The organism is Sphingomonas sorbitolis, assembly GCF_036663875.1.
GTDB lineage: Bacteria > Pseudomonadota > Alphaproteobacteria > Sphingomonadales > Sphingomonadaceae > Sphingomonas.
Map to the genome: position 1 here is coordinate 157603 of NZ_JAXOJS010000002.1, position 16249 is coordinate 173851.

Consider the following 16249-nt stretch of genomic DNA (forward strand, 5'->3'; position numbering starts at 1 on the left):
CCGGGGTGGTGCCCGTGGTGGGATGCTTTGCTCTCCACGGAGCGCCAACTAATGGCCGCCCCCTCCACTACCGGCCCTGCCCCGCTCGTCGGCGGATCGCTCGCGCTCACCGCGTTCGCGCTCGCGCTTGGCACGTTCATGCAGGTGCTCGACACCACCATTGCCAACGTCTCGCTGCCGACGATCGCGGGCAACCTCGGCGTGTCCAGTGACAACTCGACCTGGATCGTGACCGCGTTTGCCGTCGCGAACGGCGTCGCGGTGCCGCTCACCGGGTGGCTGATGGGCCGGTTCGGCGTGGTGCGGACGTTCTGCGTGTCCGTCGCCCTCTTTACGATCGCGTCGTTCCTGTGCGGGATCGCGTGGGACTTGCCCTCGCTGATCGGTTTCCGCGTCCTCCAGGGCGCCGTCTCCGGGCCGATGATTCCCGGCAGCCAGGCGTTGCTGATCGCGATCTTCCCCGCGCATAAACGCGGCACCGCGCTCGCGATCTGGTCGATGACGACGCTCGTCGCGCCGATCATGGGACCGATTCTGGGCGGCTACATCTCCGATAACTATCACTGGAGCTGGATCTTCCTCATCAACGTGCCGTTCGGCATTTTCACGGCATTCATCTGCTGGAACAAGCTCGGGAAACGCGACACGCCGACGCGGAAACTGCCGATCGACCAGGTCGGGCTGATCCTGCTGGTGGTATGGGTCGGTGCGCTGCAGATCGTGCTCGATCTCGGCAAGAACGACGACTGGTTCGCCGCCGACCGGATCGTCATCGCCACGATCGTCGCCGCGATCGGGTTCGTCGGCTGGCTGATCTGGGAGCTGACCGACGCCAATCCGGCGGTGAACCTGACGCTGTTCAAGAACCGCAATTTCGCTATCGGCACGACCGCGTTCTGCCTCGGCTATGCGGTGTTCTTCGCCAACACGCTGTTGCTGCCGCTCTGGCTGCAGACGCAGATGGGCTATACCGCGACCTGGGCCGGACTGGTTGCCGCCCCCAGCGGTGCGGTCGCGGTGATCCTGACGCCGTTCGTCGCCAAGCTCGCGGGCAAGTTCGATGCGCGCATCCTCGCCAGCGTGGCGTTCGCGGCGTTCGGCTACTCCTATTACCTGCGTTCGGGCTACACGACCTATGCGAGCTTCTACGATCTGATGCTGCCGATGCTGGTGCAGGGGATCGCGATGAGCACATTCTTCCTCTCGATGCTGACGATCTCGTTCGACCGCATTCCGGCCGAGCGACTGCCCTCGGCGACCGGCATCTCGAACTTCGTCCGAATCACCGCGGGTAGCTTCGCGGCGTCGCTGATCACCACCGCTTGGGACCGGCGCGAGACGCTGCACCAGAGCCGCTTGTCGGAGGCGGTCGGCGCGGGCTCGCCGTATCAGCTGGCGCGCGAGGGGCTGGCACGGATGGGGCTGACCGACGTGCAATCCGCCGCCGTCGTCACGCGTCAGCTGGTCGGGCAGGCGTACCTGCTCGCGTCGACCGACCTGTTCCGATTGTCGTCCTGGCTATGCCTCGCGCTGATCGTGCTGGTCTGGTTCACCCGCCGCCCCGATCCGCCCAAGGGTCCGATCGCGGCGGATTGAGGGGAAGGACGCTCGTTAGCGCAGCGTCAGCGTCAGCCGGACGCCGTTGCCTGCGCGCAGCGTCAGGCGGCTGATCGGTTCGGGATCGTCGCCGGGGATGGTCGCGAGATCGAACGTGCGGACGATCCCTGCCAGCGTCAGCAACGCCTCCTGTTGTGCGAACCCCGCGCCGATGCATACCCGCGGCCCCTTGCCGAACGGGAGATACGCATGGCGACACGCGTCGGCCTGTGCGGGATCGTCGAAGCGATCGGGGTCGAAGCCGTGCGGCTCGGGGAAATTATCGCGGTTGCGCTGGACCAGCCACGGCGACACGACCAGCATCGCGCCGGGATCGAGATGCTTGTCGCGCATGTCGACCGGACAGGTGACGCTGCGCACGAGGAAACTCAGCGGCGGATAGAGCCGCAGCGTCTCGCGGAAGACGTTGCGCGTCACGCTCAGGCCCTTGAGCGACTCGTAGGTGAGCGGCCCCTCCCCCGCCTCCGCGCGGATCGCATCCTGCAACGCCGGGTCGCGCGCGAGCAGGTACAGCGCCCAGGTGATCGCACTCGCCGCAGTCTCGTGCCCGGCGAGGAAGATCGTCGAAACCTGCTCCATCACCTCGTGCTCGGTGAACGCCGCGTCGGTCCGCGGATGGCGCGCATCGATCAGCGACTGGAGGATGTCCGCGCCGCGTTCGCCGCGCGCATGCGTTGCCGCGTAGCGCGCGGCGACGATCCCCGCGAACACCGCGTGGATTCGTGCGGCGGCGCGGCGCGCGCGACCGAGATAGCCGAACCCCGGCAGGCGATAGAGCCGCAGCATCGCGCTGCGCTGCGCCTGTTTCTGATACTCGTGGAACGCCTCGAAGATTTCGCGCGCGCCGGCCGCATCGAGTGGCTGCGAAAACATCGTGCGGAAGATCACGTCGGCGGCGATGTGTGTCGCCAGCGGATCGATCGCCACCGGCTTCGCCAGGTCGAGGCCGCGCATCGTCGCGAGCAAATCGTCGACCGCGGCGGCCATCATCGGGAACACGCCCTTCAGCGCGGTATGGCTGAACGCGGGGTTCACCATCGCGCGCTGATCGCGCCAGTCCTGCCCGTTCGACGAGAACACCGAATTGCCGATCAGCGGATCGAGCAGGTCGTGGAGAAAGGCGTGCTTGGGAAATATTGCCGCATCGGTCTCGAGGATACGGCGGACCAGCGGCAGCTCATTGGCGATGTAGAACGACAGCGCGGGCAGATGCATCTCGCCCATCTTCATCGTGTAGCTCTTGTCGAACAGGACGTGGATCCACGAATTCCAGCCGCGTAGGAACCGCTTGAACAGCGAGGATCTGGTGGCGTGCGGCTGTGGATAGGGCGGCGTGAAACGGACGCTCATGCGATCGTCCGGAACGCCGCGACCGAGGCCTCGATGCCGCGCGCGGATGCGGTGAGGCTGGGCAGGTCGAGCGGGCTGACGCGGTCGCCGACGCGCAGATAGTCGAAGTGGATCTCGTATTTGTTGCGCCAACCCTTGTGATAGGTTTCGGGCTCGTAGAACCGGTGGAAGCGCGGGCTGAGCAAATCGATCCGCGGGCGCGGCGACGGGCCGACCAGCAGCAGCGGGTTCGCCCCGAAGAACGCCGCGCCATCGGGCGGCGAGCCGATGTCGATCCAGCGGAAATCCTGGCGCGACAGATACCGAAGCCGCGCGTGAAACCGCACCGCGTCGCGGCGGCAGGCGACCAGCGGGATGCAGTGGCCATAGGTGACCAGCACGAAGTTGGCGGGCAGAATGCCGTCATAGCGCTCGAGCAGCCGCGCCATCAGCAGCATCGCCAGGATCGAGCCGTTGCTGTGGCTGACCAGCAGCACCTCGTCATGATCGCCGTGCAGGTCCTTCGCGATCTCGTCGGCGAACGCGTCGAGCCGCGCCTGGAGCGCTGGGCTGCCCTCGCCGTTGCCGAACTCGCCGTTGAACACGGCGAACCTCAGCAGCCACGGCGCGCGGATTGCGTCGAGCACCGGGATCGCGCCCGCGCCGCCGATGACGAGGCCAAGGCCGAGCGCGAGCCACCACGGCAACCAGAGCAGCGCGATAAGGAACACCGGCAGCGCGAGCAGCAAGGGCAGCAGGATGCTGAGGATCGGCGGATAGAGCATCGTCACCAGCGGGCCGGTGGCGAGCTTCCTGACGGTGGCGAAATCGAACAGGCGGAAATACCCGGCATAGACACGGGCGGCGCGCAGGCCGAGCTGGACCGGATTGCGGATCCACGCCTGCTGGACGATGTCCTCCCAGCGCAGGAAGCTGTAGTCGGTGGTCGCGTCAGCGGTATCGTTGCGGATCGTCCAGTCGCTGCGGATCGGCGAGGCCATGCGGCGACGCGAGATGGTGACGGTCTCGCCGGTGTTGTCGGCATAGCGGCCAAGCTGTTCCTTGGCGAGATTGTAATAAAAACGCACGCCGCGGGGATCAAAGCCGCCGACGTAAAAGACTTTGCGCTTGAATATCGTCACGATCGCCGCCTACTTCCCGCATGCCGACTGACGAAAAACCGCCTGAACGCAACTATTGCCACCTCTTGGATCACCGCAAATATAATCGCAATCGCGGCTGTCAATTACACGATAACGCCTACGGTATTGCCGGTGGCGGCAGTGAATCCGATCGATACGCGGCAGATACTGACTTTTATCGCCGAATGCGCGATCAAAACGATCCGATGGCGATCCCTGCACTGCTGGCATGTCGCGGATTCGGTTGGTTTTTCTTCAATTATCACCCGGGGTACTGGCTTTGGCGAGGCCAGATGGTGCGGCGTTTCGTCAAGGCGCAGTCATGACGCTTGCGCCGTCGCCTATCCGGCGCGTGACCGTCGGCGCGGTGACGTTCGCCTCCGACCTGCCGTTCGTCTTCGTCAGTGGGCCATGCCAGATCGAAACCCGCGACCATAGCCTGCGGCTGGCCGACTATCTGGTCGCTGCGACACGCGCCGCCGGCGTACCGTTCGTGTTCAAGGCCTCCTACGACAAGGCAAACCGGACCTCCGGCACGGGCCGGCGCGGCATCGGCCTCGACGAAGGCCTGCGGATTCTCGCCGACGTTCGCGACGCGTTCGGCTGTCCGGTGCTCACCGACGTGCACGCGGTCGACCAGGTCGCCGCGGTCGCGGACGCGGTCGACATCGTGCAGATCCCGGCGTTTCTCAGCCGGCAGACCGACCTGCTGCTCGCCGCAGGGCGATCGGGACGCGTGGTCAACGTCAAGAAGGGCCAGTTCCTCGCACCCTGGGATATGACGGCGGTCGCGGCGAAGATCGCGTCGACGGGGAACGAGGGCATCATCCTGTGCGATCGCGGCGCGAGCTTCGGCTACAACACGCTCGTATCGGACATGCGCGCGCTGCCGATCATGGCGCGCACCGGCTATCCGGTGATGTTCGACGCGACGCATTCGGTGCAGGCGCCGGGCGGTCACGGCGAATCCTCGGGTGGCGACCGCGACTTCGCGCCGGTGCTGGCGCGTGCAGCGGTCGCGGTGGGGGTCGCCGCGGTTTTCGCCGAAGCGCATGACGATCCCGCCAACGCGCCTTCGGATGGGGCGATCATGTTGCCACTCGACTGGATCGCACCGCTGTTGGCGAAGCTGGTTGCCATCGACGAAGTGGTGAAGGCGTAAGCGCCGCGCATTTGTGGTGCCTTCACTCGACGCGCCAGAAACTGGGCGTCGAGGGCAATGGCCGTTTCGGCGAGGCTGGGACGGACGGCGATTCCGGCAGCGATACCCCGGTTAAGTCCGGCGGGTCAGGGGCGCACGTCCCAAGTCACCGCCAGGGGCGGCGCGTTCGCGCCCACGGCGATCATCCCGTAGGCGCCGGTGCGCAACCTCGTCACGCCGGGCAAGGCGAAGCGGGCATGTCCGCTGCTCGTGACCACCAGCAGCGTACCGGCAGCGGCGGCCAGTGCACCGCGCCAGGCACTCCGACGCGCATCGGCATCGACCTGCCACCCATCGGGTGCGACCGCATCCATGTTCCAGGCATCGAGCGCGGGTTGCCCGACGCGCGCGAGCACGGCAGTTTCGCAGCGATCCTCGTCGGGCCCATGGTCGATCTCCCGCAGCCATTCGGCAATCGTCACCGCGCGGTCCTGCCCTGCCGCCGCCAGCAGGATCTGGGCCGTCTGTCGGGTGCGACGCAACGGACCGCAGACGACGCGATCGAAGACGATGCCGCGCCGCGCAAAGTCATGACCCAGCGCGCGCGCCTGTTCACGGCCGGTGACGACCAGCGGCAGATCGGTGCGGCCGCCGATCCGGCGCGGCGCATCATCCGTCCCGAACGTATTGCCGTGGCGGACGACGAACACGCGGGCGATCATGGATCGTCCAGCGGATCGCCGTGCGCCGCGATCAACGCCTCGGCCCGGGCGATGTCCGCCTCCGTATCGATCCCCGAAATGTCGAACCGTGCCGGTGCGATCTCGACCGCATCGATCGTCAGACCGAGCTCGAACAGGCGAAGCTGCTCGAGCCCCTCATGGCGCTCGAGTTCGGTCTGCGCAGACGCTTCGAACGCCTGCAACGCGGCCAGCCGATAGGCATAGAGCCCGACATGCCGCCATACCGGCGACAGTGTCATCGATAGCGCCCGCACAGTGGCTTCGTCGCGGATCGCCGGCAGGATCTGCTTCGAGAACCACAGCGCCCGCCCCGCGGTGGTGCGCACGCACGTGGTGCCGCTAAACGGTGCGGTTCGCTTGTGCAGGCGCAGCGCGTCGAGCGCCGACCAGTCAAGCCGTACCACCGACGTCGCGATATCCGCGGTTCCGACCGACAGCGCCGCCGTCACCGCCGCGACCGAAGCAGGCGACTGGAACGGCGCGTCACCTTGGAGATTGACGACGATCCTCGGCGATAGGCCACTCTGCGTCTTCGTCGCCATCGCCGCGGCTAGCGCACGCCCCGACCCCGACGTGATCGCCCGCCGCGTCATGATCGCCTCACACCCGATTGCGCGGGCATGCGCTGCGATTTCCGGCGTGTCCGTCGCGACGACGAGCGTGGCATCGTCGAGCTGTGCGATCGCGCGGCGACCGAGCCCGATCGTCCGATGCAGCAGGCTGAGCCCGGCGATCGTCCGCAACGGCTTCATCGGCAGCCGCGACGACCCACCGCGGGCGGGGATGACCACCAGGATGGTCAGGCGATGCCTGCGCGCAACGTATCGTGCATGTGGATGACACCGAGCAGATAGCCGGCATCGGCGACAAACATCATCGTCACGCTGTTCGCCTGCATCCGGCGAAGCGCCTCGGACGCAAGCTCGTTCGGGGCAATCTTGATCGGGTTGCTCGTCATCCACGCATCGACGCGCGCGGCCATGCTGCCGCCGCCGGTGATCGTTCGGCGCAGATCGCCATCGGTGAACGCGCCGACCAGCCGGTCCTCGGCATCGACGACTGCGGTGCCCCCGAACCGCGCCCGCGTCATCTCGGTGGTCGCATCGAGCAGGCTGGCATCGGGCCGGACCTTGGGAACGTCGCCGCCGGTCGACATCAGGTCGTGCACCTTGAGCAGTTGCGCGCCCAACCGGCCATTGGGATGAAATTTGTAGAAATCGTCCGCCGAGAATCCGCGCAGGTCGACGAGCGCCATCGCCAGCGCATCGCCGAGCACGAGTTGCAGCGTCGACGAGGTGGTCGGCGTCAGCGCGATCGGGCAAGCCTCGCGCACCGCCGGGAGGTTGATCAGCACGTCCGCCGCGCGTCCCGCCGTGCTGCGCGCGCGTGAGGTGATCGCGGCCATCGGGATACCGAAGCGCTTGCAATAGGTGATGATCGGCGCGAGTTCGGCGCTCTCGCCCGAGAGCGTGATCATCAGCACCAGATCCTTGTCGGTGATCATGCCGAGATCGCCATGCCCCGCTTCGGCGGGGTGGAGGAACATCGCGGGCGTACCGGTAGAGGTGAGCGTCGCAGTGACCTTGCGCGCGATGATTCCGCTCTTGCCCATGCCAGTGACGATCACTCGCCCGCTAAGTCGATAGATCTGCTGCACAAGCTGTTCGAAAGCTTCGGAAAATGATCGGTCCGTGAAGCGATCAAACAGCGATTCGAGCCCTTCCGACGTGATTGCGAGTGTCCGAAGTGCGGATGCCGCGGTTCGCGACATGCCCAATGTTCGTACTGCTACCGCCGATCTCGCCGTCATGATTATCACCCCCGTGTAATCTTTATCCTCTCAAGGCTTTGCCGATCACCGTATTCGATATCATCGAACCGGAATGCCCCCACGTCCTATACACCATTTTATTTGATCGTTGTTTTTATTGTCCGATCGAATTCAGTCCCGGATATTATCCTGAATTGTTCGCCGACAACAATAGACGATGCGTACAATATCGATATCAACGTGCCATTCCTGGATCGTTCGCAATTTTCGTCCCGGCGGCGGCGAAATCGAAACGATACCGAAACTCTTCAAGCCTAATGATCTGGTTACCAAGTTCAAACGCCTGTGGGGGGCCAGACCTATGACGATTACGACACCCGTTTTGCGGGTCGCAGCCGCATGCCTTTTCCTGAGCACCGCACCGGCGATCGCCGGCGAGATACCGACTTGCGGCAACACCGTGAGCACGCCGCGGCTGGTCTGCGACGAAGGCGCCTGCATTCGCGTCCCCGTCAAGGATCTGTGCGATGCCGTGCGTGCCGCGTATCCCGGCAAGCGGCGGGCGCTCCGCCCGAGCCGGATCGAACTGAACCCGGTCCGCGATGAATTGACGCTGCTGATCGCAAGCGTGAGCTAGGCGATTGGCGGTAAAGGGCGCGTAGTCAGGCGGGTGTTCGAGACCGCCCATCGAACACGAACGCCGCACCGGGAACGACGATACCGGTCGCGGTCGGCGACAACGTGCCGTCTGGCTGGATATCGAGCAGCGTCACACGGTGATCGCGTTCGTGCGCGACGATCATCTGGCGCTCGTCCTCGAGCAACAGGAAGAATCGCGGCGAGGCCCCGCCGCTGGCGACATGCTGGAGCAGGACCGGTTCGCCCTCGTCATCGAGCGCGAAGACGGCGATGCTGTCGTCGCCCCGGTTCGACACGTAGAGCCGGTTGCCCGCGGCGTTTGCCGCGATGTGCGCGACGATCGACCCCTGTGCCGCATCGACCGGCAGGGTCGATACCGTACTGCGCGGGCGGAACACCGCCCCCTCGATCTCCAAGACGACCAGGTGATTGGTCAGCTCGCACGCGAGATAGGCCAACCCCGGTCGGTTGGGGTGCAGCAGAAGGTGGCGTGGCCCTGAGCCGGGTGGCGCATCCAGCGCGACGATCGGCTGACCGAGCGCACCGTCCTCGGCATCGAACGCGAACGCCAGCACCTGATCGGTGCCGAGATCGGTTGCGTAGAGCCAGCGATTATCCGGGCTGAACCCGACCCAATGCGCGTGGGGCGACTGCTGCCGATCGGGATTCGGCCCCGACCCGGTGTTTTGCCGCACGATCGGCACGCCGACCGGGAGACCGGTCTGCGGGTCGAGGCGTTGCACCGACAGGCTGCCGCTGGCGTAATTGGCGACCGCGAACCAGCACTCGCTGCGATCGAGCGCGATGTGGCACGGCGCTATACCGCCAGTCGGTATTCGTGCGAGGCAATCCCAGGGCGCGGCCCCATCATCCTCGCGCCTGCGGAACACCCCAACCGACCCACCATGTTCGTCGACCAGATAATGAAGATCGAACCGCGCAGCATGGACGCCGAACGAACAGTTCTGCGCGGGATGTGCCGGCGCGGGCGTCGTCCATTCCGCGGCACCGCGATGCAACGGATACACCCCCTCCCCGCCGCCACCGGCATAGGTCCCGATCCACAGCGATGCGGCAGGCCTGTCGGTTTGCGGTTCGGGGTCATGGCGCATCATAACCTGGGCCTTACGCTGTTCCATCGGCGAAGAAAGGCGGATCGTGTCGATCGACGATGCTCGCCCGATGGGTCGTCGCGGGGCGGGGGCGCGGTCATGCTTACCGCAATTGCAGTTATCCTCTCCCACCAGCCACCCGCGCCCTTCCCCGATCCGCTCCCCCTTGCTAAGGCCCCTCGGGTAACAGCATTTTTCGCTCGGTCCCCGACGCGCCCGCGTGGCCTATATGGCTGCTTTCCCCTCGGCGCCCGGCGGCCCGACGCCCACGGGAAGGACCCCTATGACTGCCATTGGCCAGGATACCCTCAAGACCCGCACCAGCCTGTCGACCGGCGGCAAGTCGTACGACTATTACAGCCTCGCCAAGGCGTCGGAACAGCTCGGCGACATCAGCCGCCTGCCCTTCTCGATGAAGGTGCTGCTCGAGAACCTGCTGCGCTTCGAGGACGGCGTGACCGTCACGCGCGAGGATATCCAGGCGATCGTCGACTGGCAGAAGGAGCGTCGCAGCGACCGCGAGATCCAGTACCGCCCGGCGCGCGTGCTGATGCAGGACTTCACCGGCGTTCCCTGCGTGGTCGATCTGGCCGCGATGCGCGACGCGATGACCAAGCTCGGCGGCAACCCCGAGAAGATCAACCCGCAGGTCCCCGTCCACCTCGTCATCGATCACTCGGTGATGGTCGACGAGTTCGGCACCCCGCAGGCATTCCACGACAATGTCGATCTCGAATATGAGCGCAACATCGAGCGCTACGAGTTCCTGAAGTGGGGCAGCAAGGCGCTCGACAATTTCCAGGTCGTCCCCCCCGGCACCGGCATCTGCCACCAGGTGAACCTCGAATATATCGGCCAGGCCGTCTGGTCGTCGGCATCGTCGGGTGACCACGGCGACGGCACGATGATCGCGTATCCCGACACGCTGGTCGGCACCGACAGCCACACGACGATGATCAACGGTCTCGGCGTACTCGGCTGGGGCGTCGGCGGGATCGAGGCCGAGGCCGCGATGCTCGGCCAGCCCGTGTCGATGCTGATCCCCGAGATCGTCGGCTTCAAGCTGCTCGGCAAGCTGAACGAGGGCATCACCGCCACAGATCTCGTGCTCACCGTCACGCAGATGCTGCGCGCCAAGGGCGTGGTCGGCCGCTTCGTCGAGTTCTTCGGCCCCGGCCTGTCGTCGATGACGCTCGCCGATCGCGCGACGATCGCCAACATGGCGCCAGAATACGGCGCGACGTGCGGCTTCTTCCCGATCGACGACAAGACGCTCGACTATATGCGCCTCACCGCGCGTTCGGACGAGAATGTCGAGTTGGTCGAGGCCTATGCCAAGGCGAACGGCTTCTGGCGCGACGAGAACGCCGAGGACCCCGTCTTCACCGACACGCTCGAGCTCGACATGGGCACCGTCGTCGCGTCGCTTGCCGGCCCCAAGCGTCCGCAGGACCGCGTCAGCCTCAACAAGGTCGACGAGGTGTTCAACAGCGACCTCCACAAGCTGTACCACAAGGAGCAGCCCGCCCGCGTCGCGGTCGAAGGCCGCGAGCATGACATCGGCGACGGCGACGTCGTCATCGCCGCGATCACCAGCTGCACCAACACGTCGAACCCGTCGGTTCTGGTCGCCGCAGGGCTCGTCGCGCGCAAGGCCAACGCACTCGGCCTGAAGTCGAAGCCCTGGGTGAAGACCTCGCTCGCGCCCGGTTCGCAGGTCGTCACCGACTATCTCGACAAGGCTGGGCTCACCGCGGACCTGAACGCGCTCGGCTTCAACCTCGTCGGTTACGGTTGCACCACCTGCATCGGCAACTCGGGGCCGCTCGCGCCTGCGATCTCCGCCGCGATCAACGAGAACGACCTCGTCGCCGCGTCGGTGCTCTCGGGCAATCGCAACTTCGAGGGCCGCGTGTCGCCCGACGTCCGCGCCAACTTCCTCGCATCGCCGCCGCTGGTCGTCGCCTATGCGATCAAGGGCACCGTCACGACCGACATGATCGAGACGCCGCTGGGCCAGGGGTCTGACGGCCAGGACGTGTATCTGCGCGATATCTGGCCGACCAACGAGGAAGTCCGCACGACGATGGACGCGAACATCGACGCCGGCATGTTCGGCGCGCGTTACGGCGACGTCTATGCGGGCGACGCCAAGTGGCGCGAGATCGACGTCACGGGCTCGGACACGTACCAGTGGCGTGCGGGCTCGACCTATGTCGCCAACCCGCCCTACTTCGACGGCCTGTCGATGACCCCCGCCCCCGTGCAGGACATCATCGACGCCAAGCCGCTCGCGATCCTCGGCGATTCGATCACCACCGATCACATCTCGCCGGCCGGTTCGATCAAGGCCGACAGCCCCGCGGGCCGCTTCCTGCAGGAGCATCAGGTCAGCAAGGCGGACTTCAACAGCTATGGCGCACGCCGCGGCAACCATGACGTGATGATGCGCGGCACTTTCGCCAACATCCGCATCAAGAACGAGATGGTCCCCGGCGTCGAGGGCGGCATGTCGAAGTACGACGGCGAAGTCATGGCGATCTACGACGCCGCGATGCGCTTCAAGCAGGACGGGACGCCGCTCGTGATCGTCGCCGGCAAGGAATACGGCACCGGCTCCTCGCGCGACTGGGCGGCGAAGGGCACGAACTTGCTCGGCGTCCGCGCCGTCATCACCGAGAGCTTCGAGCGCATCCACCGCTCGAACCTGGTCGGCATGGGCGTGCTGCCGTTGCAGTTCGCCGAGGGCACCGATCGCAAGACACTCGGCCTCGACGGCTCGGAAACCTTCACGATCCTCGACGTCGCGAGCATCCGCCCGCGCCAGGACGTTACGGTCAAAATGACCCGCGCCGACGGGTCGAGCGAGACGTTCCAGACCAAGTGCCGGATCGATACCGTCAACGAGTTGGAATATTTCCTAAACGGCGGCATCCTCCACTACGTCCTGCGCAAGCTGGCCGCGTAAGACTGCTACGTCGTCCCGGAGCGATCCGGGACGACGGACGCGTCGCCGTCCAAGCCGTTAGCTACCTAAAACGACCGTCATCCCAGCAAAGGCTGGGATATCTCTGTGAGGCCCACGTCGCCCATCACGAGGGATATCCCAGCGTTCGCTGGAATGACGTGTTTTGGCGGACGACGAAGCGTCGATCATGTTCCCCGCCGTCATTCCAGCGAAAGCTGGAATATCCCGGTTCGGCGAGCGTCGCGCATTACGAGAGATACCCCAGCTTTCGCTGGGGTGACGGGTATGGCGAATGGGTGTGTCGGCGGATGACCGACAGGCGATACTTTTGCCTTGCCGTCATTCCAGCGAAAGCTGGAATCTCCCGGTTTGGCGAGGGTCACCCACCACGAGAAATACCCCAGCTTTCGCTGGGGTGACGGATATTGGGGACGTGACGGGCCCAGACGCGTGGCGGAAGGCAGACGCGTGGCGCGAATGCTATTCGAGCTCCGTCCCTGAACGCAAAAAGGCGGGGCGATCGTTACGATCGCCCCGTAGTTCAGGGAGAAGACCGGGACAGGGGAGACCCGGTCAAGTCGCCGTCCACAGGGGGAGAGGGAGCGGCGACACACACCCTTTCGTCCCGATATGTTGCAGCGATATGTCGGAATCGACGTGACGATAATTTAATCCGGGGATCGCAGCATGCACCCAGACGGTGGCGCTACTCCGCCTGCTCCCACCCGCCACCGAGCGCCTTGAACAACGCCACCGTCAGCTGCCGCAACTGCGCGTCGCTAGCCACCAGCTGCTCCCGGGCGGCCAGCACGTCGGTCTGCGCATCCAGCAGCGTATTCTGCGCCACGAACCCGGTCCGGTACTGCGACTCCGCCGCCTTCGCACTGCTCTGTGCATCGACGATCGCCCGTTGCAACGCCGCATTCCGACGCCGCTCGGCGGCGATCTGCGCCAATGGGTCCTCGACGTCGCGCAACGCCTGCAACACGGTCGAGCGATAGCGGAGATACGCCTGCTCACGGTCCTCCTCGCGCGACTTCACGGTCGACTTGCGCCGGCCCCAGTCGAGCAGCGGGAACTGCGCCGCGCCACTCGCGGTCAGCTGGAGACTGTCGCCGGAGAACAGATTGCCGAGCGCGGTCGAGATTAGCTGGCTCATGCCGGTGAGGCTGAACTTCGGATACATGTCCGCCACCGCGACACCGATATCCGCGGTCGAGGCAGCTAGATCGCGTTCGGCCGCGCGGATGTCAGGACGCCGCCGCAACAGCTCGGAGGGCAGGCCCGCCGGGATCGTCGGTACGCCGAGCGGAGCGACCGACGGTGCCGCGAGTTCGGTCATCAGCGTCGCGGGTGGCTCGCCCAACAGGATCGCGAGCGCGTGCATGCGGACATCGACATCGGCGCGGACCGGTTCGGCGCGCGCCTGCGTCGAGGTGATCGAAGCACGCTGGCGGGTGACGTCGATCGGCGGAACGAGGCCGACCTTAGCGATGTTGCCCGCGATCGTCAGCGCGCGTTGTTGATTGGCGATCTCGCCCTCGATCGTCGCGAGCTGCGCCTGGTCGAGCCGGAGCGCGAAATACGCCTGCGCGACTTCCGCCGCGAGAGTCACCGCCGCGTCGCGCTTCGACCAGACCGCCGCTTCGGTGCGGGCCCGCGCGCCTTCGGTGCTACGCCGGACGCCACCGAACAGGTCGAGCTCCCAGCTTGCGTCGAAGCCCACCGAGTACGTCGTAATCCCGCTGCCGGGGAGAGCGATGCCGCCGGTCGAGCCGGTGCCCCCTGCCCCCGTACCGCCGCTGAACGCGCGTGCGATCGACGAAAGGCCGGCATTCTTGCTGAACTCGATATGGCTCGGGCTGGCGCTGGCGTTGACGCTCGGCAACCCCTGCGAGCGTGCGACGATCTCCTGCAACCGCGCCTGGCGCACGCGCGAGGCGGCGATGGCGATGTCGGGATTGCCCTTCAGCGCGCGCTCGACGAGGCCGTCGAGTTGCGGATCGCCGAACGCGGACCACCAGCGCGCCGGATCGACCGTCGTCCCAACTGTGGCCTGCGGGCCGACGAACGCCGGCGGCACTGCCATCTCAGGCGCGACGTAATTCGGGCCGACGGTGCACCCCGCGAGCAGGGCCGCAACCGCAACCACCATGAACCGCGCACGCATCAATGCATCCCTCCCGAGGGGGCGCCGCCGGTCTTGCCGGAGCGCATGAATAGAACCAGTGGCGCGACGACCAGCACGACCACCATCATCGCGCGGAACACGTCGAGGAACGCGAGCATCGTCGCCTGCCGCTGCATCTGGCTGTAGAGAACGGCCAGAGGCGTCGTTGCGTCGCCCTGCCCGCCGAACACGCTCGTCGCCTTCTGCATCCAGTCGTTGTAGTTCGGATCGAGCGGGTTGAGCGTCTGGGTCAGTTCCGACTGGTGCCGCTGCAATCCGCCCGCGAGCTGAGTCTGCGCGAAGCAGATGCCGATCGTGCCGCCAAGATTGCGCGAGACGTTGAGCAGGCTCGATGCCTGCGCGGTCTGCGTCTGCTTGAGCCCGACATAGGCAATCGCGTTGATCGGCACGAACAGGAACGGCAGCGCCATCGCCTGGAACAGCCGCGCGAACGCCGCATCGGAGAACGCGATGTCGGCGGTCAGATGGCTCATGTTCCACAGCGCGAACGCCTGCACCAGCAACGCCGGGAACAGCAGGAAGCGGACATCGACCAGCCCGCTAAGCCGGCCCGCGAACGGCACCATGACGAGCGTCGCGAGACCGCCGGCGGTCAGCGCGAGCCCTGCATCGAGCGAGCTGTAGCCGAGCACCTGTTGCAGCATTTGCGGAATGAGCTGCGTGGTGCCGAACAGGATCATGCCGGTGACGCCCATCACGCCGATCGTCAGCGCGAAGTTGCGGTTCTTCAGCAGCTTGAGGTCGATCACCGGGTCCTTGTGGTTCAGCTCCCAGATAACGAGCGTGACCAAGGATACCGCGGCGATGATCGCCGACATGACGATGAACCCGCTCGAAAACCAATCCTCGCGCTCGCCGCGATCGAAGGTGAGTTCGAGGAAGCCGAGCCCAAGCGCGACCAGCGCTACGCCGACATAGTCGATCGTCAGGCCGTTCTTGAAGCGCTCGTCACGATCCTTCTTCACCTGGTCGGGCTCGTCGACGAACGTCTCGACCAGGAACCACGCGGCGATGCCGACCGGCACGTTGATCAGGAACACCCAGTGCCAGCTCGAATATTCGACGATGTAGCCGCCGAGCGTCGGCCCGAGTACCGGCCCGACGACGACGACGATCGCGAAGGCGGCGAACGCCATCCCGCGTTGTTTCGGCGGGAAGGTATCGGCGAGGATCGACTGTTCGACCGGCGCCAATCCGCCTCCGCCGATGCCCTGAAGCACGCGGGCGACGACGAGCGTAGCGATATTGGGCGCAAGGCCGCACATCAGCGAGGCAAGCGTGAACAGGGCAATCGACAGGAGGAAATAGCGCTTTCGGCCGATCGCGTCGCTGAGCCAGCCCGAGATCGGGATGACGATCGCGTTGGCGACGAGATAGCTGGTCAGAACCCAGGTCGCCTGATCGGTGGTGATCGACAGCCCGCCCGAGATATGATCGAGCGCGACGTTCGCGATCGAGGTGTCGAGCACCTCCATGAAGGTCGGGATCGAGATGATCGCGACGATCAGCCACGGGCTGTACTTGCCCGCCGCCGACCGGCTTGGCGACCAGACATGGCCGCCGCCCGCATCGGCTTTCGCGGGAGCTTTCGCCACC

The 16249-nt window shown here is 65.8% G+C and carries 13 protein-coding genes; 5 read left to right on the forward strand and 8 right to left on the reverse strand.

All coding sequences use genetic code 11. The features are described from left to right. Window positions 1-51 precede the first annotated feature (51 nt). On the forward strand, window positions 52-1596 hold the full coding sequence (locus U1763_RS05990) for a DHA2 family efflux MFS transporter permease subunit (RefSeq protein WP_332754514.1): 1545 nt from the start codon (window positions 52-54) through the stop codon (window positions 1594-1596). 15 nt (window positions 1597-1611) lie between these two features. On the opposite strand, the gene U1763_RS05995 is transcribed toward U1763_RS05990, so the two are convergent. Next, window positions 1612-2967, reverse strand: coding sequence for a cytochrome P450 (locus tag U1763_RS05995; RefSeq protein ID WP_332754515.1), 1356 nt, complete (start codon window positions 2965-2967; stop codon window positions 1612-1614). Further along, on the reverse strand, window positions 2964-4088 hold the full coding sequence (locus U1763_RS06000) for a histidine phosphatase family protein (protein ID WP_332754516.1): 1125 nt from the start codon (window positions 4086-4088) through the stop codon (window positions 2964-2966). The genes U1763_RS05995 and U1763_RS06000 overlap by 4 nt, the downstream gene beginning before the upstream one ends. Before the next feature lie 20 nt (window positions 4089-4108). On the opposite strand from U1763_RS06000, the gene U1763_RS06005 reads away from it, so the two are divergent. Both U1763_RS06005 and kdsA read left to right on the forward strand, forming a co-directional pair. Then, window positions 4109-4414 (forward strand): hypothetical protein, encoded by a 306-nt coding sequence (locus U1763_RS06005; protein WP_332754517.1) that lies wholly within the window; start codon window positions 4109-4111, stop codon window positions 4412-4414. Further along, a complete protein-coding gene (gene kdsA / locus U1763_RS06010) occupies window positions 4411-5250 on the forward strand; it encodes a 3-deoxy-8-phosphooctulonate synthase (RefSeq protein ID WP_332754518.1) in 840 nt (279 codons plus the stop codon). Before U1763_RS06005 ends, kdsA begins: the two co-directional genes overlap by 4 nt. A 125-nt stretch (window positions 5251-5375) precedes the next feature. Here the strand turns inward: kdsA and U1763_RS06015 are convergent, their stop codons facing one another. From U1763_RS06015 to U1763_RS06025, 3 genes are read right to left on the reverse strand one after another with little or no spacing between them, the layout of a single operon-like run. After that, entirely contained in the window at window positions 5376-5951 is a 576-nt protein-coding gene (locus U1763_RS06015) for a histidine phosphatase family protein (RefSeq protein WP_332754519.1), read from the reverse strand. Continuing rightward, the gene (gene kdsB / locus U1763_RS06020; protein ID WP_332754520.1) at window positions 5948-6763 is read right to left on the reverse strand and encodes a 3-deoxy-manno-octulosonate cytidylyltransferase; all 816 of its coding nucleotides are present in this window, start codon (window positions 6761-6763) and stop codon (window positions 5948-5950) included. The genes U1763_RS06015 and kdsB overlap by 4 nt, the downstream gene beginning before the upstream one ends. A gap of 8 nt (window positions 6764-6771) precedes the next feature. Further along, window positions 6772-7743 (reverse strand): KpsF/GutQ family sugar-phosphate isomerase, encoded by a 972-nt coding sequence (locus tag U1763_RS06025; RefSeq protein WP_332754521.1) that lies wholly within the window; start codon window positions 7741-7743, stop codon window positions 6772-6774. Window positions 7744-8104: 361 nt separating this feature from the next. Here U1763_RS06025 and U1763_RS06030 point away from each other — a divergent pair, with 361 nt between their 5' ends. Next, window positions 8105-8380, forward strand: a complete 276-nt coding sequence (locus tag U1763_RS06030; protein WP_132741474.1) for a hypothetical protein — start codon at window positions 8105-8107, stop codon at window positions 8378-8380. A 25-nt stretch (window positions 8381-8405) separates the two neighbouring features. On the opposite strand, the gene U1763_RS06035 is transcribed toward U1763_RS06030, so the two are convergent. Beyond that, window positions 8406-9497, reverse strand: a complete 1092-nt coding sequence (locus tag U1763_RS06035) for a lactonase family protein (protein WP_332754522.1) — start codon at window positions 9495-9497, stop codon at window positions 8406-8408. Window positions 9498-9777: 280 nt separating this feature from the next. Here U1763_RS06035 and acnA point away from each other — a divergent pair, with 280 nt between their 5' ends. Further along, window positions 9778-12462, forward strand: a complete 2685-nt coding sequence (acnA, locus tag U1763_RS06040; protein WP_332754523.1) for an aconitate hydratase AcnA — start codon at window positions 9778-9780, stop codon at window positions 12460-12462. A gap of 706 nt (window positions 12463-13168) precedes the next feature. On the opposite strand, the gene U1763_RS06045 is transcribed toward acnA, so the two are convergent. Beyond that, window positions 13169-14632, reverse strand: coding sequence for an efflux transporter outer membrane subunit (locus tag U1763_RS06045; RefSeq protein ID WP_332754524.1), 1464 nt, complete (start codon window positions 14630-14632; stop codon window positions 13169-13171). Continuing rightward, a complete protein-coding gene (locus U1763_RS06050; protein ID WP_332754525.1) occupies window positions 14632-16248 on the reverse strand; it encodes a DHA2 family efflux MFS transporter permease subunit in 1617 nt (538 codons plus the stop codon). The genes U1763_RS06045 and U1763_RS06050 overlap by 1 nt, the downstream gene beginning before the upstream one ends. Window position 16249: the final 1 nt, after the last annotated feature.

Bases quoted from the DNA above. Each gene is read 5' to 3' on its own strand.
- U1763_RS05990 (WP_332754514.1), top strand. From the start codon at position 52: ATGGCCGCCCCCTCCACTACCGGCCCTGCCCCGCTCGTCGGCGGATCG.
- U1763_RS05995 (WP_332754515.1), bottom strand. From the start codon at position 2,967: ATGAGCGTCCGTTTCACGCCGCCCTATCCACAGCCGCACGCCACCAGA.
- U1763_RS06005 (WP_332754517.1), top strand. From the start codon at position 4,109: ATGCCGACTGACGAAAAACCGCCTGAACGCAACTATTGCCACCTCTTG.
- kdsA (WP_332754518.1), top strand. From the start codon at position 4,411: ATGACGCTTGCGCCGTCGCCTATCCGGCGCGTGACCGTCGGCGCGGTG.
- U1763_RS06015 (WP_332754519.1), bottom strand. From the start codon at position 5,951: ATGATCGCCCGCGTGTTCGTCGTCCGCCACGGCAATACGTTCGGGACG.
- U1763_RS06025 (WP_332754521.1), bottom strand. From the start codon at position 7,743: ATGTCGCGAACCGCGGCATCCGCACTTCGGACACTCGCAATCACGTCG.
- U1763_RS06030 (WP_132741474.1), top strand. From the start codon at position 8,105: ATGACGATTACGACACCCGTTTTGCGGGTCGCAGCCGCATGCCTTTTC.
- U1763_RS06035 (WP_332754522.1), bottom strand. From the start codon at position 9,497: ATGATGCGCCATGACCCCGAACCGCAAACCGACAGGCCTGCCGCATCG.
- acnA (WP_332754523.1), top strand. From the start codon at position 9,778: ATGACTGCCATTGGCCAGGATACCCTCAAGACCCGCACCAGCCTGTCG.
- U1763_RS06045 (WP_332754524.1), bottom strand. From the start codon at position 14,632: ATGCGTGCGCGGTTCATGGTGGTTGCGGTTGCGGCCCTGCTCGCGGGG.